The 18,848-nt window shown below is 66.0% G+C and carries 20 protein-coding genes and 1 pseudogene; 16 read left to right on the top strand and 5 right to left on the bottom strand.

Annotated features, from left to right (window positions below; all coding sequences use genetic code 11):
• Nucleotides 1-105 precede the first annotated feature (105 nt).
• Nucleotides 106-1,038: a LysR family transcriptional regulator gene (locus tag ACWHY3_RS18550; RefSeq protein ID WP_448127223.1), complete on the top strand. Its 933-nt coding sequence runs from the start codon at nt 106-108 to the stop codon at nt 1,036-1,038.
• A 7-nt stretch (nt 1,039-1,045) separates the two neighbouring features.
• Here ACWHY3_RS18550 and recG read toward each other — a convergent pair whose 3' ends face one another.
• Nucleotides 1,046-3,124 (bottom strand): ATP-dependent DNA helicase RecG, encoded by a 2,079-nt coding sequence (recG, locus tag ACWHY3_RS18545; protein ID WP_448127222.1) that lies wholly within the window; start codon nt 3,122-3,124, stop codon nt 1,046-1,048.
• On the bottom strand, nt 3,121-4,041 hold the full coding sequence (locus ACWHY3_RS18540) for a hydrogen peroxide-inducible genes activator (RefSeq protein WP_087720127.1): 921 nt from the start codon (nt 4,039-4,041) through the stop codon (nt 3,121-3,123). The genes recG and ACWHY3_RS18540 overlap by 4 nt, the downstream gene beginning before the upstream one ends.
• 112 nt (nt 4,042-4,153) lie before the next feature.
• Between ACWHY3_RS18540 and ACWHY3_RS18535 the strand changes: the two genes are divergently transcribed.
• The 15 genes from ACWHY3_RS18535 to ACWHY3_RS18465 all read left to right on the top strand — a co-directional run bounded on the left by ACWHY3_RS18535 (nt 4,154) and on the right by ACWHY3_RS18465 (nt 16,914).
• A complete protein-coding gene (locus tag ACWHY3_RS18535; RefSeq protein WP_071230468.1) occupies nt 4,154-5,032 on the top strand; it encodes an NAD-dependent epimerase/dehydratase family protein in 879 nt (292 codons plus the stop codon).
• A gap of 251 nt (nt 5,033-5,283) precedes the next feature.
• Nucleotides 5,284-6,108 (top strand): phosphonate ABC transporter ATP-binding protein, encoded by an 825-nt coding sequence (phnC, locus tag ACWHY3_RS18530; RefSeq protein ID WP_071230467.1) that lies wholly within the window; start codon nt 5,284-5,286, stop codon nt 6,106-6,108.
• A gap of 86 nt (nt 6,109-6,194) precedes the next feature.
• Nucleotides 6,195-7,238 carry a phosphonate ABC transporter substrate-binding protein gene (gene phnD / locus ACWHY3_RS18525; protein ID WP_071230466.1) on the top strand — a complete coding sequence of 348 codons (1,044 nt, stop codon included), beginning with the start codon at nt 6,195-6,197 and terminating at the stop codon, nt 7,236-7,238.
• Nucleotides 7,239-7,332: 94 nt separating this feature from the next.
• Nucleotides 7,333-8,127 carry a phosphonate ABC transporter, permease protein PhnE gene (gene phnE / locus ACWHY3_RS18520; RefSeq protein WP_071230465.1) on the top strand — a complete coding sequence of 265 codons (795 nt, stop codon included), beginning with the start codon at nt 7,333-7,335 and terminating at the stop codon, nt 8,125-8,127.
• A 34-nt stretch (nt 8,128-8,161) separates the two neighbouring features.
• Complete coding sequence (gene phnF, locus ACWHY3_RS18515) at nt 8,162-8,917, top strand: phosphonate metabolism transcriptional regulator PhnF (protein ID WP_170835841.1); 756 nt, start codon at nt 8,162-8,164, stop codon at nt 8,915-8,917.
• Nucleotides 8,914-9,354: a phosphonate C-P lyase system protein PhnG gene (phnG, locus tag ACWHY3_RS18510; RefSeq protein ID WP_448127221.1), complete on the top strand. Its 441-nt coding sequence runs from the start codon at nt 8,914-8,916 to the stop codon at nt 9,352-9,354. The genes phnF and phnG overlap by 4 nt, the downstream gene beginning before the upstream one ends.
• 88 nt (nt 9,355-9,442) lie before the next feature.
• Complete coding sequence (phnH, locus tag ACWHY3_RS18505) at nt 9,443-10,126, top strand: phosphonate C-P lyase system protein PhnH (RefSeq protein WP_071230527.1); 684 nt, start codon at nt 9,443-9,445, stop codon at nt 10,124-10,126.
• Nucleotides 10,126-11,250, top strand: coding sequence for a carbon-phosphorus lyase complex subunit PhnI (locus ACWHY3_RS18500; protein WP_448127220.1), 1,125 nt, complete (start codon nt 10,126-10,128; stop codon nt 11,248-11,250). Before phnH ends, ACWHY3_RS18500 begins: the two co-directional genes overlap by 1 nt.
• Nucleotide 11,251: 1 nt before the next feature.
• Nucleotides 11,252-12,085 (top strand): alpha-D-ribose 1-methylphosphonate 5-phosphate C-P-lyase PhnJ, encoded by an 834-nt coding sequence (locus ACWHY3_RS18495; protein ID WP_071230461.1) that lies wholly within the window; start codon nt 11,252-11,254, stop codon nt 12,083-12,085.
• Nucleotides 12,082-12,942 carry a phosphonate C-P lyase system protein PhnK gene (locus tag ACWHY3_RS18490; protein ID WP_071230460.1) on the top strand — a complete coding sequence of 287 codons (861 nt, stop codon included), beginning with the start codon at nt 12,082-12,084 and terminating at the stop codon, nt 12,940-12,942. Before ACWHY3_RS18495 ends, ACWHY3_RS18490 begins: the two co-directional genes overlap by 4 nt.
• 13 nt (nt 12,943-12,955) lie before the next feature.
• Nucleotides 12,956-13,723, top strand: a complete 768-nt coding sequence (gene phnL / locus ACWHY3_RS18485) for a phosphonate C-P lyase system protein PhnL (RefSeq protein ID WP_071230459.1) — start codon at nt 12,956-12,958, stop codon at nt 13,721-13,723.
• Complete coding sequence (locus ACWHY3_RS18480) at nt 13,720-14,868, top strand: alpha-D-ribose 1-methylphosphonate 5-triphosphate diphosphatase (protein ID WP_087720121.1); 1,149 nt, start codon at nt 13,720-13,722, stop codon at nt 14,866-14,868. Before phnL ends, ACWHY3_RS18480 begins: the two co-directional genes overlap by 4 nt.
• A gap of 25 nt (nt 14,869-14,893) precedes the next feature.
• Complete coding sequence (phnN, locus tag ACWHY3_RS18475) at nt 14,894-15,445, top strand: ribose 1,5-bisphosphokinase (RefSeq protein ID WP_448127219.1); 552 nt, start codon at nt 14,894-14,896, stop codon at nt 15,443-15,445.
• Nucleotides 15,442-16,245, top strand: coding sequence for an MBL fold metallo-hydrolase (locus tag ACWHY3_RS18470; RefSeq protein WP_448127218.1), 804 nt, complete (start codon nt 15,442-15,444; stop codon nt 16,243-16,245). The genes phnN and ACWHY3_RS18470 overlap by 4 nt, the downstream gene beginning before the upstream one ends.
• A 9-nt stretch (nt 16,246-16,254) precedes the next feature.
• The gene (locus ACWHY3_RS18465; protein ID WP_448127217.1) at nt 16,255-16,914 is read left to right on the top strand and encodes a DapH/DapD/GlmU-related protein; all 660 of its coding nucleotides are present in this window, start codon (nt 16,255-16,257) and stop codon (nt 16,912-16,914) included.
• Nucleotides 16,915-16,929: 15 nt separating this feature from the next.
• On the opposite strand, the gene thpR is transcribed toward ACWHY3_RS18465, so the two are convergent.
• From thpR to ACWHY3_RS18450, 3 genes and pseudogenes are all read right to left on the bottom strand, one after another.
• Nucleotides 16,930-17,442 carry an RNA 2',3'-cyclic phosphodiesterase gene (gene thpR, locus ACWHY3_RS18460; protein WP_448127216.1) on the bottom strand — a complete coding sequence of 171 codons (513 nt, stop codon included), beginning with the start codon at nt 17,440-17,442 and terminating at the stop codon, nt 16,930-16,932.
• 87 nt (nt 17,443-17,529) lie between these two features.
• A pseudogene (locus tag ACWHY3_RS18455) lies at nt 17,530-17,955 on the bottom strand (efflux RND transporter permease subunit); the annotation flags it as partial.
• Nucleotides 17,956-17,957: 2 nt separating this feature from the next.
• Nucleotides 17,958-18,817, bottom strand: a protein-coding gene (locus ACWHY3_RS18450) for an IS5 family transposase (protein WP_110650779.1) whose coding sequence is annotated in 2 segments (ribosomal slippage) — nt 17,958-18,448 and nt 18,448-18,817 — 861 coding nt in all. Because the reading frame shifts where the segments join, the coding sequence is not laid out codon by codon here.
• Between the last annotated feature and the right edge of the window lie 31 nt (nt 18,818-18,848).

Raw genomic sequence — 18,848 nt, 5'->3', positions numbered from 1 at the left:
CCGGGTTGGGGATATTGGAGCAGCGCCTGCGCAACAAGAAAAGTGATATATTCTGATCATCAAAATAAAAAACATGATGTTTTCTTGCACCGATATGGAGCGCTCATGAAGCCGTCCACCGCCGACTTGAAGAGTCTTGTGGTCTTTGTTTCCGTTGTCGACCATCTAGGATTTCGGGGCGCTCAGGCCGAGTTGAATCTCAGTCAGTCGGCCATTAGCTTTCACATCAAGGCACTCGAGGAGCGCGTCGGTTTCACGCTTTGCCAACGCGGTCGGCAGGGCTTCGAACTGACCGATCGGGGACATCGGGTCTACCGCCAGGCGCGAGCACTGCTCGCCTCGGTCGAAGACTTCGACAGTGAGATGGGCGAGCTCAAGAGTACGGTTTATGGCACCCTGCGCATTGGTATCGTCGACAACACGGTGATGGATACCGACCTTGATCTCAAATCGGTGGTCGGTCGATTTCTGCAGAAATATCGTCAGGTTCGGTTGGATATCGACGTGGCCGGACCGGACCGGCTGATGAACGATGTGGCAAGTGGCGTCATGCAGGTGGCGCTGTTACCGGAGTCACCGAAGCGGGACGACATTCAGCAGCGGCGTGTCTATACCGAACACCATGGGGTCTACTGTGGCAAACGGCATCCATTGTTCGCGCGACCCGAGAAGGAGATCAGTGTCGGGGAGATCGTCGAGCACGCCTTCGTGGTCAGGCCGTATGCCAATCTGCGTGAACTGGCGCCTTTTCCGGGCGCCAGCGTCGGCGCCCACGCCTCGAACATGGAAGCGCAGGCACTACTGATTTTGAGCGGTCACTTTCTGGGCAACCTGCCGATCCACTATGCGCAGTACTGGACGGCACGGGGGGAGCTGCGCCAGCTGATGCCGGATCAGGTCGTGATCGAGTCGCCATTCCATCTCGTCAGCCGTGTCGGGCGCAAACCCTCGCTGCTGACGCGAGCGTTCATTCAGGAGTTCGTCGCCCACATGGCCGCGCAGAGGGAGCGGTTGGATGCTCCCCGGCCGGGCAAATAAGCCGGCTTCACACCTGCCCGTAGCGCCCGGCTTCGTCGCCCAGCCAGCGCTGGATCAGCGGTGGCGCGGCGTCGGGGGCTTCCTCGAGCAGCGCCTGGGCCAGGGCGGTGACGGTATCCAGTAGGTCGCGGTCGCGCTCGAGATCGGCGATCTTCATCTGCGCCAGCCCGGTCTGGCGGGTGCCGAGCACTTCGCCGGGGCCGCGCAGTTCGAGGTCCTTTTCCGCCACCTTGAAGCCGTCGGTGGTGTCGCGCAGGATACCGAGCCGCTGGCGCGAATGGTTCGACAGCGGCGGGTGGTAGAGCAGCACGCAGTAGCTGTCGACGCTGCCGCGACCGACCCGGCCGCGGAGCTGATGCAGCTGGGAGAGCCCCAGCCGCTCCGGATTCTCGATGATCATCAGGCTGGCGTTGGGCACGTCGACGCCGACCTCGATCACCGTGGTGGCGACCAGCAGGTCCAGCTCGCCGCGCTTGAAGGCATCCATCACGTCGGCCTTTTCCTGCGCCTTCATGCGGCCGTGAACCAGTCCCACGTTGAGCTCCGGCAGCGCTTCCACCAGCGTGTCGCGGGTCACCTCCGCCGCCTGGCAGGTGAGCGCTTCCGACTCCTCGATCAGGGTGCAGACCCAGTAGGCCTGGCGGCCGTCGGCGCAGGCGTTGCGGATACGCTGGATCACTTCCGGGCGACGCTCGTCCGGCACCGCCACGGTATGTACCGGCGTGCGTCCCGGCGGCAACTCGTCGATCACCGACAGGTCGAGATCGGCGTAGGCGCTCATCGCCAGGGTGCGCGGGATCGGCGTGGCAGTCATGATCAGCTGATGCGGCGTCAGGCCGCCGGATTCGCCCTTCTGGCGCAGTGCGAGGCGCTGATGCACGCCGAATCGATGCTGCTCGTCGATCACCGCCAGCCCCAGGCGGTGGAAGACCACGTCGTCCTGAAACAGCGCGTGAGTGCCGACGGCGACCTGCACGCGGCCGTCGGCGATGGCGGCCTTGGTATCCAGGCGTGCCTTGCCCTTGAGCTTGCCGGCCAGCCAGCCCACTTCGATCCCCAGCGGTTCGAGCCAGGCCCGAAACTGGCGAAAGTGCTGCTCGGCGAGAATCTCGGTGGGCGCCATCACCGCCGCCTGACAGCCGCCGGCGATGGCGTTCAGCACCGCCATGGCGGCGACCACGGTCTTGCCCGAGCCGACATCGCCCTGCACCAGCCGCAGCATCGGTACTTCCCGCTCCAGGTCCCGTCCGATCTCCTCCAGCACCCGGCGCTGTGCCTGGGTCAGCGAGAACGGCAACTGGGTCAGAAAGCGCGCCTGCAGGTTGCTGCTGGCCGCGAGCCGGGGCGCGCCATCGGTCTGAATGCGCAGGCGGACCTGGCGCAGGCTCAACTGATGGGCCAGCAGCTCTTCCAGCGCCAGGCGCCGCTGTGCGGGATGGCGGCCATCGGCCAGCCGTTCCTGCGGCGCGTCCGGCGGTGGTTCGTGCAGATAGCGCACCGATTCGATCAGCCCCGGCAGCCGAAAACGACCGCGCAGCGGTTCGGGAATCCACTCCGGCAGGCTTTCGGGCGCCTGTTCGAGCCGCTTCAGCGCCTGCTGGATCAGGGCGCGCAGGCGCGGCTGCGCCAGCCCTTCGGTGGCGGGGTAGATCGGTGTGAGATGTTCGTCCACCGGCGTCGCTTCGCTCTGGATGAGACGATATTCCGGGTGATAGATCTCGAGCCCGGTGCTGCCGGCGCGGGCCTCGCCGAAGCAGCGCACCTGTACGCCCTTGACGAACTGTTGCTGCTGGGCCGGCGAGAAATGGAAAAAGCGCAGGCTGAGGATGCCGGTGCCGTCCTTGAGGCGGACCAGCAGGCTGCGCCGACGGCCGCGGACGACCTCGGCAGCGCTGACCTCGCCTTCGACCACGGCCTCGGTGCCGGCACGCAGGGTGCCGATGGGCGTGATTCGTGTCCGGTCCTGATAGCGCAGCGGCAGATGGAAAAGCAGGTCGACGACGTGCTCGATGCGCAGCCGGGCCAGCTTGCCGGCCAGGGCCTCGCCGACGCCGGAGAGGTCGGTTACCGGCGCATCGAGGCTCATGCGGCCTCGACGTCGCTACCCTGGATTTTATCGATCGCCTGAATCAGTGCGTCGATCGCCTTGGGCCGCGGGAAACTGGCGCGCCATGCCAGCGCGACGCTACGCGTGGGGGCACTGCCCTTGAACGGCCGACTCTCCAGCAGGCCGTTTTCATAATGATTGGTGCCGATCGCCAGCTTCGGCAGCACGGTGATGCCCAGGCCGGAGGCGACCATGTGACGGATGGTCTCCAGCGAGCCGCCTTCGGCGATCAGGGTGTTCGACGGGTTGTTGAGCTGCGCGCTGATCGCCGGGCAGGCCTCCAGAATCTGGTCCCGGAAGCAGTGACCCTCGCCGAGCAACAACAGCCGTTCGGTGAGCAGATCCTCCTTGGCGATCGCCGCCTTCTCCGTCCATGGATGGCCGGCCGGCAGCAGCACCTCGAATGGCTCTTCGTAGAGCGTCTTGGTGACTACGTCGGACTCGTTGAACGGCAGCGCCACGAAGATGGCATCGAGTTCGCCGCTGCGCAGCTTGCGCCGCAGCACGCCGGTGAAGCTCTCCTCGATATAGAGCGGCATCTGCGGTGCGATGCGCGACAGCGCCGGAATCAGATGCGGAAACAGATAGGGGCCGATGGTATAGATGGCACCGATCCGCAGCGGGCTGATCAACTGGTCCTTGCCTTCGGTGGCCATCTCCCGGATCAGCGTGGCCTGCTCCAGCACGCGGTGCGCCTGCTCGACGATCCGCTCGCCCAGCGGGGTCACCTGAACGGTGGATTTGGAGCGTTCGAACAGGGCGATGCCGAGCTCGTCCTCGAGTTTCTTGACGGCCACCGACAGCGTCGGCTGGGAAACGAAGCAGCGTTCGGCGGCGCGGCCGAAGTGGCGCTCCTGGGCCAAGGTTACGATGTAGCGGAGTTCTGTTAGAGTCATTGGCTGGGACCGGAAGGCTCCCTGTCGCACGAAGTCAGTGTGTGGTTCTCGAGGTCATTCGCGTCCTCAGGGACGAATCATCAAGGACGTTTTACCAAGAGGCTAGGGAAAGGTGAAGAAAACTACGCTAATTCTCGGCTGTGGCGATATCGGCACCCAGCTCGGGAAGCAGTTGATCGATGCCGGTCATCGCGTGATCGGCGCACGCCGCAACGTCGTCGCGCTCGCCGGCACCGGGATCGAAGCGGTGGCGCTGGACGTGACCGACGAAGCCGCGCTGGCGGCACTGCCGGATGCCGATATCATCGTCTACGCGGTGACGGCGGACCGGTTCGAGGAGTCGGCCTACGAGGCGGCATATCCGACTGGCCTGAAGGCGGTTCTGCAGGCGTTCGGCGCCCGCGAGAAGCCGCCCGAGCGGGTCCTTTTCGTCTCCTCGACCAGCGTCTATGCCCAGCAGGGCGGCGAAGAGGTGGACGAGACCTCGGTGACCGAACCCCACGGTTTCTCGGGGGTACTGATGCGCGAGGCCGAGCAGGCGCTGCTCGCACACGATCTGCCCGGCACGGCCATCCGCTTCTCGGGAATCTACGGCCCGGGTCGCGACCGGCTGATCCGCCAGGTGAGCGAAGGCCGTATCGCCGCCTCCAACCCGCCAATGTACTCCAATCGCATTCATCGCGACGACTGCGCGGGCGTGATCGCCCACCTGATCCAGCTGGCGCTGGAAGGCAAGCCGCTGGAGCCGGTCTATCTCGCCAGCGATTGCGATTCGGCACCGCTGCACGAAGTGATGGCCTGGATCGCCGGGCGACTCAAGGTCGAGACGCCGGACGTCATCCAGTCACCGCTGCGTCGCCGTTCCAGCAAGCGCTGCAACAACCGGCTGCTGCTCGATTCCGGCTACACGTTCCGCTATCCCACCTTCCGAGAAGGTTACGAGGACGTGCTCAGACAGGGCGGTTTCCTGCCCGCCACGGAAAGCGCCTGACGCCCGGCCGGCGGCCGACATCGTCCCTCGTCGGATGTGACGATTCGACGACGAATTCGTGTCAGCGCGATGACGGCCGCCGCCAACCTGCTGATACTCCTCATAAAGCGCCCACGGGCGCTTTTTTCGTGGCGTTTTTTGCCCCCGTCCTTGTCACCGTTTCTTAATTGTCTAGATAAATAACCGTCACACGACGTCGCCAGACTGTGTCCAACCTTTTCGGGTTCCAAACACTTTCCGGGACGAATCGTATGACCGCCATCATTAGCGTCGAACGGCTCGACAAATCCTTCGGCAACCACGCCGCGCTGCGCGAGGTGGGTTTCGAGATCGCCAGCGGCGAAATGGTCACCCTGATCGGGCCGTCGGGCTCCGGCAAGTCGACCCTGCTGCGCCATCTCATCGGCCTGACCCGTGCCGACCGCCAGTCGCACGGTCATGTCAGAGTGCTGGATCGCGACGTGCAGCGCCAGGGGCGACTGGTCGGCGCGAGTCGCGAACAGCGCCGTCGTGCCGGCTACATCTTCCAGCAGTTCAATCTCGTCGGCCGCCTGAGCGTGCTGACCAACGTGCTGATCGGCCACCTCGGGGCGATGCCGCGATGGCGGGCGCTGACGGGCCGCTTCACCCAGCACGAACGGGACCTGGCGCTGCGCGCACTCGAGCGGGTCGGCATCGTCGGTCTCGCCCATCAGCGCGCCAATACCCTTTCCGGCGGCCAGATGCAGCGCGTCGCCATTGCCCGGGCGCTGGTCCAGGAGGCCGAAGTGATCTTCGCCGACGAGCCGATCGCCTCCCTCGATCCGCGCAGCGCCCGCGAAGTGATGGAGATCCTCCAGCGCATCAATCGCGAGGACGGCCGCACCATCGTCGTCACCCTGCATCAGGTCGACGTCGCGCGCCGCTACTGCCGCCGCGCCATCGCCCTCAAACAGGGGCGGCTCTACTACGACGGGCCGATCGAAGGCCTCACCGACAGCCGCCTGCAGGCGCTCTACGAGAACGCCGGTCTCGACGAGCTCGAATCCCGCCAGCCCGATCATCGGATGGCGGCGCCACTGCATGCGGTGGGCTGAGCCGAGCGAGCTCTGCAGGAAAACCGACATACCCACGACCGATCCCTGACCATCGATCACCAACCCCGACGCTTCGAGGAAACGACATGATCTCATCCCGTCTACGCCGTGCGGCCCTGCCGCTGATCGCCGGACTCGGCCTGTTCGGCACCACGCTGGCCGTCAGTTCGGCCCAGGCCGCCGACGAGCCGCTGCGCTTCGGCATCATCTCCACCGAATCGAGTTCCAACCAGTCGACCCAGTGGCAGCCGTTTCTGGATGACATGTCCGAGGCGTTGGGCGTCGAGGTCCAGCCGTTCTTCGCCACCGACTACGCCGCGGTGATCCAGGCGATGCGCTTCGACAAGGTCGATCTCGCCTGGTACGGCAACAAGTCGGCAATGGAAGCAGTCGATCGCGCCGGTGGCGAGATCTTCGCCCAGACCGTCGCCGCCAATGGCGCGCCGGGCTACTGGAGCCTGATGATCGTCAACAAGGAGAGCCCCTACGACTCAGTCGACGAAGTGCTGGATCACGCCGGCGAGCTGACCTTCGGCAACGGCGATCCCAACTCCACCTCGGGATATCTGGTACCGGGCTACTACGTCTTCGCCAAGAACCACGTCGATCCCGCCACCGCGTTCAAGCGCACGCTCAATTCCAATCACGAGACCAATGCGCTGACCGTGGCCAACGGCCAGGTCGATGTCGCGACGTTCAACACCGAAAGCATGGAGCGCCTGGAGATCACTCATCCCGACAAGGCCGACCAGCTCAAGGTGATCTGGAAGTCGCCGCTGATCCCCTCCGATCCGCTGGTCTGGCGTACCGATCTACCGCAGGAAACCAAGGACGAGCTGCGCCAGTTCTTCCTGAGCTACGGCGATACCGACAAGCAGAAGCAGATTCTCGAACCGCTGCAGTGGTCCGGTTTTGCCGCTTCCGACAACGACCAACTGCTGCCGATCCGTCAGCTCGCCCTGTTCAAGCAGCGCGCCCAGCTCGCCGCCGACGATTCGATCGATGCCGAGGAGAAGCAGCAGCAACTCGCGGATATCGACGCTCGCCTCGAATCGCTGAACCAGCGCATGGACGCCCGCGAAGCCGCGCAGGCCGAGCAGGCCGACAACACCACGGCAATGGCCAACTGAGGTTCCGCTCCCGGCCGGCGGCAGATCGACTCTTCGACCTGCCGCCGACGATCGAGCTCCGATCCTCATCGATCTCTTCGTCAGGACAACGCACATGCAAAGCGCCTCTTCCCTCGACATGCAAGCCCGCGCCGGCAAGCGCAGCTGGACCACGCTGCTAGGCTGGGCGGTTGCCGCAGGCGTGCTCGGCTGGGCCTGGCAGGGCGCCGAAATGGCCCCGGGCCTGCTGGTCAGCAACGCCGGCAACATGGCCACGCTCGCCGCCGACTTCGTGCCGCCGACCTTCGGCAGTCTCGATCACTACATCGACCAGATGCTGGTGACCATCCAGATCGCGATCTGGGGCACGCTGCTGGCGGTGCTGTTCGCCATCCCGTTCGGCCTGCTCTCCTCGGACAACCTAGCGCCGTGGTGGATCAACCAGCCGGTACGACGCCTGATGGATGCGTGCCGCGCGATCAACGAACTGGTGTTCGCGATGCTGTTCGTGGTCGCCGTCGGCCTGGGGCCGTTCGCCGGCACCATGGCGCTGTTCGTCCACACCACCGGCGTGCTCGCCAAGCTGTTCTCGGAAGCGGTGGAAGCCACCGATGCCGGGCCGATGGAAGGCGTTCGCGTCACCGGCGCCGGGCGACTGGAAGAGATTATCTTCGGCCTGATCCCCCAGGTTCTGCCGCTGTGGATTTCGGTCAGCCTGTACCGCTTCGAGTCCAACATTCGCTCCGCCACGGTGCTCGGCATGGTCGGCGGCGGCGGAATCGGCGTCTCGCTGTGGGAGACCATGCGCGGATTCCAGTACACCGAGACCGCCACGATCATGCTGGTGATCATCGTTGCCGTCACTTTGCTCGATATGGCGTCGCAGCGTGTTCGCAAACGCTTCATCTGATGCCGGGGCTTCCCCCGGTTTTTTGGGTCCGATGATGTCTAGACAAATTTTGACGATGCCGCGCTACCGCGAACTGGCCGAAGTGCTGGTGCGCGAAGTGCGCGCCGACTACGCCCCCGGCGATCTGCTGCCGACCGAGGCCCAGTTGGCCAAGCGCTTCGCGGTCAATCGCCACACGGTACGCCGGGCGCTGGACGAGCTGGTCGCCGCCGGCCTGGTGACGCGCCACCAGGGACGCGGCACCCAGGTGGTCGATCGTCGCCTCGACTACGCCGTCAGCGCCGGCAGCAAGGTGACCCAGAATCTGGCCGGCCTCGGTCTGCCTTCGAATACCTGCTGTCTCGAACAGGGGCTCGAGACGCCCCCCGAGGCGATCGCGCTGCGTTTCGGCCGCCCCGCCGACGAGCCGCTGCTGCGGGTCGATACCGTGCGCTACGTCGACGATGCCCCGCTGATGCGGCTGCGCCACTGGTTCGATCCCGAGCGCGTGCCGGGCTGGCTGGAGCGCTATCGCGGCGGTTCCACCCGCGCCCTGCTGGGTCAGCACTATGGCCTGCGGCTTCACCGGCGCCGGGTGCGCATCGATGCCGCAACCGCCACCCGCGACGACGCCCGCTGGCTGCAGTGTCCGCTCAACGCACCGCTGCTGCTGATGACCAGCGAAAACACCGATGCCGACGGCGCGCTGGTGGAAATCTCGATGGGCCGGGCGCGTGCCGACCGGCTCTCCTATCACGTTGATTTCGACATCGACCCCATGGATTTCGACACCGACGAGGTTGCGTCATGAACGACACATCACGAGGCGCGCGTCAGCGGCTGCTGGCGCTCTCTACCCGCGAGCGAATCGAGGCGTGCTGGACGGCGCTCGATGCAGTGCCCGCACACCGCTGCGTACGCGGCCCGGAAGCCGGCATGGCGATGCTCAAGGGCCGCACCGGCGGTACCGGCAACGCCTTCCATCTCGGCGAGATGACCCTGACCCGCGCCAGCGTCGCCCTCGACGACGGCACCCTCGGCCACGGCTGGGTACGGGGCCGTGACCACCGCCACGCCGAGCTGATCGCACTGGCCGATGCCGTCGCCCAGCACGCCGAATGGCAGCAGAAGCTCGAGACGCACGTACTCGCGCCGCTGGCCGAGGAACTGGCCGAGCGTCAGCGCCGCGATGCCGCCACCGCCGCCGCCACCCGCGTCGACTTCTTCACCCTCGTACGTGGTGAATAGGTACGTGGCGAGTGAGCACGTGGTGAATGAGTACGTGGCGAGTGAGCACGGGCGAATGACGATGGAGAAAGTGACGATGGACAAAGCAATGACGGTAAAGACGGAAACGACGAGGGATCTCGTCTGGCCTGGGCTGGCCGACCCCGCCCACGACAGTCAGCGTCTGTTTCGCCAGATTCTCGGCGCGCTTTCCGAGCCGGGCACGCTGACCACGCTGGCACTGCCGGCACCGCCCCAGGTGGCGCCGAGTGACGCGCTGGGCGCCGCACTGTGGGGCGTGGTGCTGACGCTTTGCGACCTCGAGACACGCGTCTGGATCGCCGCCGACCTCGACTCGCCGGCCCTGCGCGAGGCGCTGACCTTCCACACCGGCGCGCGAATCACCGATGACCCGGCGAGTGCCGATTTCGCGCTGCTGACCCACGAGTCCTTCGATCCGCAGACACCTTTCGCGGTGGGCAGCGACACCTATCCCGATCGCGGTACCACGCTGCTGGTCGCCGTCGAGCGGCTGGAAAACGATTCGAACGGTGCCGACGACGCAGACCACGGCTGGCGGCTCAGCGGCCCCGGCATCGCCGAGTCGCGGGTGCTCGATATCGGTGACGGCGCCGGCTGCCGGGCACTGATGACTCGCCTGGCCGGCAACCGTGCCAGCTTTCCGCAGGGGCTGGACGCCATCTTCGGCTGCGGCGCGCAGCTGGCGGCGATTCCCCGCAGCACCCGAATTGCGAGTGTCGAGGCTCGCGCCGATTCTCAGGAGACGAACTGATGTACGTAGCCGTCAAGGGAGGCGAGCAGGCGATTGCCAACGCCCATCGCTGGCTGGCCGACCGCCGCCGCGGCGATCGCGATCGCCCGGAACTGGAGGTCGCCCAGGTCGGTGACCAGCTGCGGCTGGCCGTCGACCGGGTGATGAGCGAAGCCTCGCTCTACGATCCCGAACTCGCCGCGCTCGCATTCAAGCAGGCCAGCGGCGATCTCACCGAAGCCGTGTTCCTGCTGCGCGCCTATCGCACCACGCTGCCGCGACTGGCGGTCAGCGAGCCGCTCGACACCGCCAGCATGCGCATCGAGCGCCGCATCAGCGCCACCTACAAGGACATCCCCGGCGGCCAGATTCTGGGGCCGACCTACGACTACACCCACCGCCTGCTCGACTTCCTGCAGCTGGCCGGTGCCGAGGTGCCGGCCGCCGAGATTCGCGAAGAACTCACCGAAGCCGAGGCGTGCCCGCAGATTCTGGAGCTGCTCAACGACGAAGGCCTGGTGGAGCAGGAGATCGACGACGGCAGTGAGCCTGCGGACATCACCCGCGATCCGCCCGATTACCCGATGGACCGTGCCGCCCGGCTGCAGATGCTGGCCCGCGGCGACGAGGGCTACCTGCTGGCGCTGGGGTACTCCACCCAGCGCGGCTACGGCCGCAACCACCCGTTTGCCGGCGAGATTCGCCTGGGTCAGGTGGAGGTCGAGATCCACGTCGACGAGTGGGACGAGACGATCTGCGTCGGCGAGATCGCGTTGAGCGAGTGCCAGATGATCAACCAGTTCGGCGGCTCGCGCGAGGCCGCACCGCAGTTCACGCGCGGTTACGGCCTCGCCTTCGGCCACAACGAGCGCAAGACCATGGCGATGGCGCTGGTCGATCGCGCCCTGCGCGCCGAGGAGCTGGGCGAGCCGATCATCGGCCCCGCCCAGCAGGCGGAGTTCGTGCTGGCCCACGCCGACAGCGTCGACGCCTCCGGCTTCGTCTCGCACCTGAAACTGCCGCACTACGTCGACTTCCAGTCCGAGCTCGATCTGCTGCGCCGTCTGCGACGCGAGCATGCCGCACGCCAGGCTGAACTCGACGGCACCCGCGACACCGCCAGCCCCCAGCAGGAGGAGCGCTAACGTGGACGGTTATAACTTCGCGTATTTGGACGAACAAACCAAAAGGATGATCCGCCGCGCGCTGCTCAAGGGGGTGGCGATTCCCGGCTATCAGGTACCGTTCGGCGGACGCGAGATGCCGATGCCCTACGGCTGGGGCACCGGCGGTGTGCAGCTCACCGCGAGCATTCTCGGTGCCTACGACATTCTCAAGGTGATCGACCAGGGTGCCGACGACACCACCAATGCGGTCAGTATCCGCCACTTCTTCCAGCGCGTGGCCGGCGTCGAGACCACCACCGCCACCACCGCGGCGGACGTCATCCAGACCCGCCACCGGATTCCCGAGACGCCGCTGCGAAGCGGCCAGATCCTGGTGTTCCAGGTGCCGATTCCCGAGCCGCTGCGCTTCATCGAGCCCAGCGAGCAGGAGACGCGGCTGATGCACGCGCTGGAGGAGTACGGCGTGATGCACGTCAAGCTCTACGAGGACATCGCCCGCTACGGCCATATCGCCACCACCTACGCCTACCCGGTCAAGGTGGACGGGCGCTACGTGATGGACCCGTCGCCGATCCCCAAGTTCGACAACCCCAAGCTCGACGGCAACCCGGCGCTGATGCTGTTCGGCGCCGGTCGCGAGAAGCGGCTTTACGCGATCCCGCCCTACACCCGGGTCGAGAGCCTCGACTTCGAGGACCATCCGTTCGAGGTCCAGAGCTGGGAGCACACCTGTGCGCTGTGCGGCAGCGATCACAGCTATCTCGACGAAGTGATCACCGATGACAAGGGCGGGCGGATGTTCGTCTGCTCCGATACCGACTACTGCCAGACGCGACGGGGAGAGGTGGCATGAAGAAGCCGGCACTGGAGCGCCCGGTCCTGCTGGACGTTCAGGACATCACCCGCCTCTACGGTCCCGGCAAGGGCTGCGAGGCGATCGATTTTCAACTGCATGCCGGCGAGGTGCTGGGCATCGTCGGCGAATCCGGCTCCGGCAAGTCGACGCTGTTGCGCGTGCTCGCCGGGATGGAAGCGCCCGATGCGGGACGCGTGGTCTATCGAAGGGCTATTCACGAGTCCGAAGCCGCTCGAGCCGGCGCCGGAGAAGACGTGCTGGATAAGGGAGAGTTGGAGAGGGATGAGGCCGAGCTCGATCTCTACGCCATCGGCGAGGCACGGCGTCGAGCACTGCTGCGTCTCGAATGGGGGCTGGTGCACCAGAACCCCCGCGATGGCCTGCGGATGGGCGTTTCCGCCGGGGCCAATATCGGCGAGCGGCTGATGGCCCAGGGCCAGCGCCACTACGGTCAGTTGCGTGCCACCGGCCAGGAGTGGATGCGCCAGGTCGAGCTCGACCCCGGTCGTATCGACGACGCCCCGCGCACCTTCTCCGGCGGCATGCAGCAGCGCCTGCAGATCGCCCGCACCCTGGTCACCCGGCCGCGTCTTGTGTTCATGGACGAGCCCACCGGCGGGCTCGACGTCTCGGTGCAGGCGCGCCTGCTCGACATGCTGCGCACGCTGGTACGCCAACTGGGCCTTTCGGTGGTGCTGGTCACCCACGACCTCGCCGTGGCGCGCCTGCTCGCTCACCGCCTGATGGTGATGCGCCGCGGCCAGGTGGTCGAGGCCGGCCTTACCGACCAGATCCTCGACGATCCGCAGCACGCGTATACGCAGCTGCTGGTTTCATCCGTGCTGACACCTTGAGGGAGGAATTCCGATGCTTTCCGAGACTAGCGCTTCCCCGAAACGCGCCCGACCTCGCCTCACGGTGGATGGGCTGCACAAACGGTTCCTGCTGCACGGCCAGGGCGGGCTCGAGATCGACGTGATGCGCGATCTCTCGCTGACCCTCGACGCCGGCGAATGCCTGGTGCTTGCCGGTCGCAGCGGTATCGGCAAGAGCACGCTGCTGAAGATGCTTCACGGCGACTATCGCATCGACCGCGGGCACATCCGGCTGCATTTCGAGGATGGCGAACTCGACCTCGAGACGTTGCCGGCCTACGCCTGGCACGGCCTGCGCCGGGACGTGATCGGCTACGTCAGCCAGTTTCTGCGCGTGGTACCGCGGGTCGCCGCCGTCGATGTGGTGATGGAGCCGCTGCTGGCGCGTGGTGCCGACGAAAACGAGGCCCGCCAGCGCGCCGAGACGCTGCTGGCCCGGCTCAACCTGCCCGAGCGACTGTGGCAGCTGCCGCCCGGCACCTTCTCCGGCGGCGAGCAGCAGCGCGTCAACATCGCCCGCGGCTTCATCGGCGAGCATCCGCTGCTGCTGCTCGACGAACCCACCGCGTCGCTGGACGCCACCAATCGCGACGTGGTGATCACCCTGATCGGCGAGGCCAAGGCCCGCGGCGCGGCGATGCTCGGCATTTTCCACGACGAGGACGTGCGCGAGCGCGTCGCCGATCGCCTGCTGCCGCTGGACGATAGTCTCGGCGCCCGCGCTTCCGTTACCCAGAACACTCAGGAGACGCTGTCATGAGCACGCAGGAACAGGTACTGACCAACGCCAGGCTGGTGCTCGACGACGAGGTGATCGACGGCACGCTGGTGATCCGCGACGGCCGGATCGCCGCCATCGACCATGGCGCGAGCCAGACCGGGGGCGCCGTCGATTGCGAAGGCGACACGCTGCTGCCAGGGCTGGTCGAGCTGCACACCGACAACATGGAAAAGTATTTCCAGCCGCGACCCAAGGTCGAATGGCCGGGACGTCAGGCGGCGCTGGCCCACGACGCCCAGATGGCGGCCAGCGGCATCACCACCGTGTTCGATGCGGTCTCGATCGGTGACGTCGACGAGCAGAGCATGCGCCACCGGGCACTGGACGAGATGTGCCATGCCCTGTCGCAGATCGTTCACGACGGTCTGGCGCGGGTCGATCATCGTCTGCACCTGCGCTGTGAGGTGAGTCACCCGAACACGCTGGTGCGCTTCGGCGAGCTGTCGTCGTCACCGCTGCTGGGCCTGGTCTCGCTGATGGATCACGCCCCCGGCCAGCGCCAGTTCGCCAGCCTCGAGGCGTATCGCGTCTACTATCAGGGCAAGTACCAGCTCGATGACGCGGCGATGAACGCCTTCATGGCGACCCAGATCGACAACAGCCAGCGCTACAGCGCCGAGCATCGCCGCGCCATCGCGGCCAGCTGTCGCGAACGGGGCCTGGCGATCGCCAGCCACGACGACGCCACCGTCGAGCACGTCGCCGAAAGCCATGAATATGGCACCCGAGTCGCGGAGTTCCCCACCACCCGCGAAGCGGCGGAGGCCTCCCACCGTGCCGGCATGGCGGTGATGATGGGCGCACCCAACGTCGTCCGCGGCGGCTCCCACTCCGGCAACATCGCCGCTGCCGATCTGGTCGAGCTGGGCGTGCTGGATATCCTGTCATCGGATTACTACCCGGCGGCGCTGCTCGACGCGGTGTTCAAGGTGGCGGCGATGGAGAACGGCTACGCGCTGCCCCGGGCGGTCGCCACCGCGACACGCATACCGGCCGAAGCGGTAGGCCTGACCGATCGTGGGCGCCTGGCGCCGGGGCTCCGTGCCGATCTGTTGCGGGTGCGATTGATCGACGATCATCCGGTGGTGCAGAGAGTTTGGTCTGCGGGTAGACAGGTCCATTGATGGCGTATTTTTCGAGAGGTCCGAGATGTCGCGTCTGATCTACGTCATGGGCGCCAGCGGCGTCGGCAAGGACAGCCTGCTGCGCGAGCTGGCACGACGGCGTCCGGACGCGCTGGTGGCGCATCGCTATATCACCCGGGCCAGCGGCGGGACGGAGAATTGTATCGAGCTTTCCCGCGAGGCATTCCACTGGCGGCGCGAGCAGGGGCTTTTCTGCCTATCTTGGAGCGCACATGAGCTCGACTACGGCGTCGGCATCGAGATCGAAGCGTGGCTGGCGGCGGGGCATACGGTGGTGCTCAACGGCAGCCGGCGAGCGCTGGAGCGCGGCCGTCGACGCTTCGGCGCGGCCCTGATGCCGGTTCTGGTCGTGGCGGATGTCGAGGTGCTGCGCCGGCGTCTGATCGCTCGCGGGCGCGAGACGCTGGCCGAGATCGAGGCGCGGCTGGCGCGCGGCGGCGGTGAGGATGCGCTGGGCGATATTGCGCGTATCGACAACGGCGGCGAGCTGGCGCATGGCGTGAAGGCACTCGAAGCCTGGCTCGACGCCACGCCCGTAGCGGACGATCCGGCGTGAAGCTGCGCTTTTCGGGTACCGGTGACAGCGGACAGGTTCCCTGCTTCGGCTGCGACTGCCTGGCCTGCCAGCGGGCGCGGCTGCTGAGCTGCCACCGCCGCGAGCCCTGTTGCGGCGAGATCGAACTCGATGGCGACCTGATTCTGATCGACGCCGGCCGCATGGATCTGGCCGCCCGCTGCGAGCGTCAGCGGCCGGCCGCGATTCTGCTGACGCATTACCACGCCGATCATGTCCAGGGGCTGTTGCACCTGCGCTGGGGGCGAGGCGAATCGATTCCGGTCTACGGTCCCAAAGATCCTCAAGGCTGTGCCGATTTGCACAAGAACCCCGGCATTCTCGACTTCCAGCCCGGCCTGAAGCCGTTTCGGCCCTTGCAGCTGGGCCGGCTCGAGGTCACGCCGCTGCCGCTGAATCACAGCAAGCCGACGCTGGGTTACGCGATCTCGGACGGCGTCAATCGGCTGGCCTGGTTGTGCGATACCGTGGGCTTGCCCGGCGCCACCGAGCGCTTCCTGACCGAATGGCGGCCGCATGGCGTGGTGATCGATGCCACCCATCCGGATTCTTATAACTCCCCGCACCCGGATTCTTGTGACTCCCCGCACCCGGAGTCGCATACCACGCCCCGCAACCACAACAACGTCAGCATGGCGCTGGAGATCATCGAGCGAATCCAGCCGTCTCGCGCCTGGCTGACGCACATCAGTCACGAACTGGACGCCGACTTCCTGGCAACGCCGCGAACCCTGCCGGAAGGCGTGGAGTTGGCTGCCGATGGCAGCGACATTCTTTTCTGAGAGGGATTCATGTCTTCACAGCCCGTTTCCCGGCGCTTGAGCGCCGCCCCCACCAGCGCGCCCACGGCGAAACTCCACGAGAGTCGCCTGGGCGCCTGGACCGAGGTGGGCGACCGCTGCGTCTTCAACCACGTCACGCTCGGCGACTACAGCTATGTCGAGCGCGATTGCGACCTGATGTTCACCGAGATCGGCAGATTCACGTCGATCGCCTCCAGCGTGCGCATCAATCCCAGCAATCACCCCTGGTGGCGGCCGACGCTGCACCATTTCAGCTACCGCCCCGGCAAGTTCGGCTTCGCCGGCAGCGACCAGGGCGTCGACGACCGGATCTTCGACTGGCGCGCCGAGGATCGTGTCGTGATCGGTCACGATGTCTGGATCGGCCACGGTGCCATCGTGCTGCCCGGCGTCACCATCGGCAATGGCGCCATCGTCGGTGCCGGTAGCGTGGTGACCAAGGACGTTGACGCCTACACCATCGTCGTCGGCAACCCCGCTCGCCCGCTGCGGCCCCGCTTCGAGGATCCTGAAACCGCGGCACGCCTCGAGGCGCTGGCCTGGTGGGAATGGCCCCACGAGCGGCTGGCGCGCATGTTGCCACTGTTTCAGGGCGATACCGGGGCGTTTCTCGAAGTTGCCGAGGGCGAGTCACGCCCAGCGCCATGATCTCAACCGATGTTGTCAGCCAGCGTCCGATAGCGCGAGCCGTCGCCGCCGATCTTCGATTCCACCAGGGCGAGACGGTCGAAGCGCCAGCGGATCGGGGCGGATAGCCGTGACAGGGGGGGGCGCACGGTCGGCCTGACGTACCAGGCTGACATGCGGGGTGAAGTCACGTTGCGGCGCGGTGAAGCCGTGGCGGGACAGCGCCTGCCAGAGCTCGGCATCGAGCGTCAGTAGCGCGTCATGCGGCATCTGGCTGCCGGCCCAGACGATGCGAGGTTGGGGGAAATGTCCGAGCCGATCCAGCGTCCACTCGCCCTGCAGCGCCGGCCAGCCCTGCGCGAGGGCCACGAGGGGAGCGAGCCGGGTCTCGTCGACATTACCCAGAAACGCCAGCGTGATATGCATGTTCTCTGCCGGCAACGGGTAGCCGCCGCAGAGGGGCGCCAGGCGCTGGGCTTCGGCGGCCAGCGCCCGGCGACTGGCGTCGTCGGGCCACAGGGCGAAGAAAAGTCGGCGAGAAACGGTCACGATATCGGCTCCCGGTGGCGTTGCCAGCAGGGTGACGCATCGTATCCCTCCTTGCCAACGGTTTCCCGGTGTGGCCGTGGCTCCCGATCAGGCGGGGTCGCTGTGTGGCCGGTGATCTTCGCCTTCCATCGTCGAGCCGTGATTCTGGCTGAGCGGGCCGGCCAGCTTGCGCAGCGCCACGTAGAAAACCGGCGTCAGGAACAGGCCGAACAGGGTGACGCCGAGCATTCCGGCGAACACCGCGATGCCCAGGGCCTGGCGCACCTCGGCCCCGGCGCCGTGACCCAGCGCCAGCGGTATCACCGCGGCGGTGAAGGTGATCGAAGTCATGATGATCGGGCGCAGTCGCAACCGGCAGGCCTCCAGCGCCGCCTCCACCACGCTACGACCCTGAAATTCGAGCTCGCGGGCGAATTCGACGATCAAGATGGCGTTCTTGCAGGCCAGCCCGATCAGCACCACCAGCCCCACCTGGACGAAGACGTTGGTATCGCCGCCGGAGATCTTGACGCCGACTACGCTCTGTCTGAAAAATAGACCCGTAAACAGCGCTCGATGCAGGCCAGCGTGACCATGGCACGGTAACTTTTTGCCAGCTTGTCGTAGCGAGTACAAAGTCGCCGCTTTTCCTTCATCCAGCCAAATAGACGCTCTATCACATTGCGACGCCGATAACGCGGGCGCTCGAACAGGCGGGGTAGTCCTGGCTTGGGGCGACGGTGCATCTGTCGGTGCCGGATCGTCGGTCGTATTCCGTACCGGTCGCAGTAGCGACGCAATCGATCACTATCGTAACCTCGGTCGGCCAGCAGATGGCGGCAGCGCTTGCGGGGACGTCCCGTATGACCTGGCAAGCGGATCTGCTCCATGACAGGAACGAGATAGCGTGAATCGGCATGCTGACCAGGCGATAGCAGGAAGCTCAGGGGAACGCCATTGGCATCGCAAACCAGGTGAATCTTGGTGGTCAGGCCGCCTCGGCTTCGTCCAAGCGCATGGCCTACCCGTTCTCCAGAGCCCCTTTTTTACTGCCACCAGCGGCAGAGCGAGTCGCTCGAATCGAGGTGGAGTCCACCATCCAGGTATCGAGATCCATGTAACCATCTTCCCGAAGCTTCAGGTGAAGGCGTGACAGGCTGCGTTCGAGTGTGCCGTCATCTCGCCACTGACGAAAGCGCTGGTAGACCGTTTTCCATGGGCCGAAGCGTTCGGGCAGATCCCGCCATTTGGCGCCGGAACAGAGGATCCAGAAGATGCCGTTGAGCATCTGCCGGTCATCGCGGCGTGGGCGTCCACGCCCAGCGGGCGTGCCAGGCGAAACGATATCTTCAATCAATGTCCAACCCTGATCGGAAATCTCGTAACGTCCTGCCATGACAATACCTCCAAGTCTGAGGGAGGAAAGG

Source organism: Salinicola sp. NYA28a (assembly GCF_976982775.1).
The sequence above is the reverse complement of the archived record's forward strand: the minus strand, read 5'-3'. Positions and strand labels throughout refer to the sequence as shown.

Bases quoted from the DNA above. Each gene is read 5' to 3' on its own strand.
- ACWHY3_RS18550 (WP_448127223.1), top strand. From the start codon at position 106: ATGAAGCCGTCCACCGCCGACTTGAAGAGTCTTGTGGTCTTTGTTTCC.
- recG (WP_448127222.1), bottom strand. From the start codon at position 3,124: ATGAGCCTCGATGCGCCGGTAACCGACCTCTCCGGCGTCGGCGAGGCC.
- ACWHY3_RS18540 (WP_087720127.1), bottom strand. From the start codon at position 4,041: ATGACTCTAACAGAACTCCGCTACATCGTAACCTTGGCCCAGGAGCGC.
- phnC (WP_071230467.1), top strand. From the start codon at position 5,284: ATGACCGCCATCATTAGCGTCGAACGGCTCGACAAATCCTTCGGCAAC.
- phnD (WP_071230466.1), top strand. From the start codon at position 6,195: ATGATCTCATCCCGTCTACGCCGTGCGGCCCTGCCGCTGATCGCCGGA.
- phnE (WP_071230465.1), top strand. From the start codon at position 7,333: ATGCAAAGCGCCTCTTCCCTCGACATGCAAGCCCGCGCCGGCAAGCGC.
- phnF (WP_170835841.1), top strand. From the start codon at position 8,162: ATGTCTAGACAAATTTTGACGATGCCGCGCTACCGCGAACTGGCCGAA.
- phnG (WP_448127221.1), top strand. From the start codon at position 8,914: ATGAACGACACATCACGAGGCGCGCGTCAGCGGCTGCTGGCGCTCTCT.
- phnH (WP_071230527.1), top strand. From the start codon at position 9,443: ATGACGGTAAAGACGGAAACGACGAGGGATCTCGTCTGGCCTGGGCTG.
- ACWHY3_RS18500 (WP_448127220.1), top strand. From the start codon at position 10,126: ATGTACGTAGCCGTCAAGGGAGGCGAGCAGGCGATTGCCAACGCCCAT.
- ACWHY3_RS18490 (WP_071230460.1), top strand. From the start codon at position 12,082: ATGAAGAAGCCGGCACTGGAGCGCCCGGTCCTGCTGGACGTTCAGGAC.
- phnL (WP_071230459.1), top strand. From the start codon at position 12,956: ATGCTTTCCGAGACTAGCGCTTCCCCGAAACGCGCCCGACCTCGCCTC.
- ACWHY3_RS18480 (WP_087720121.1), top strand. From the start codon at position 13,720: ATGAGCACGCAGGAACAGGTACTGACCAACGCCAGGCTGGTGCTCGAC.
- phnN (WP_448127219.1), top strand. From the start codon at position 14,894: ATGTCGCGTCTGATCTACGTCATGGGCGCCAGCGGCGTCGGCAAGGAC.
- ACWHY3_RS18465 (WP_448127217.1), top strand. From the start codon at position 16,255: ATGTCTTCACAGCCCGTTTCCCGGCGCTTGAGCGCCGCCCCCACCAGC.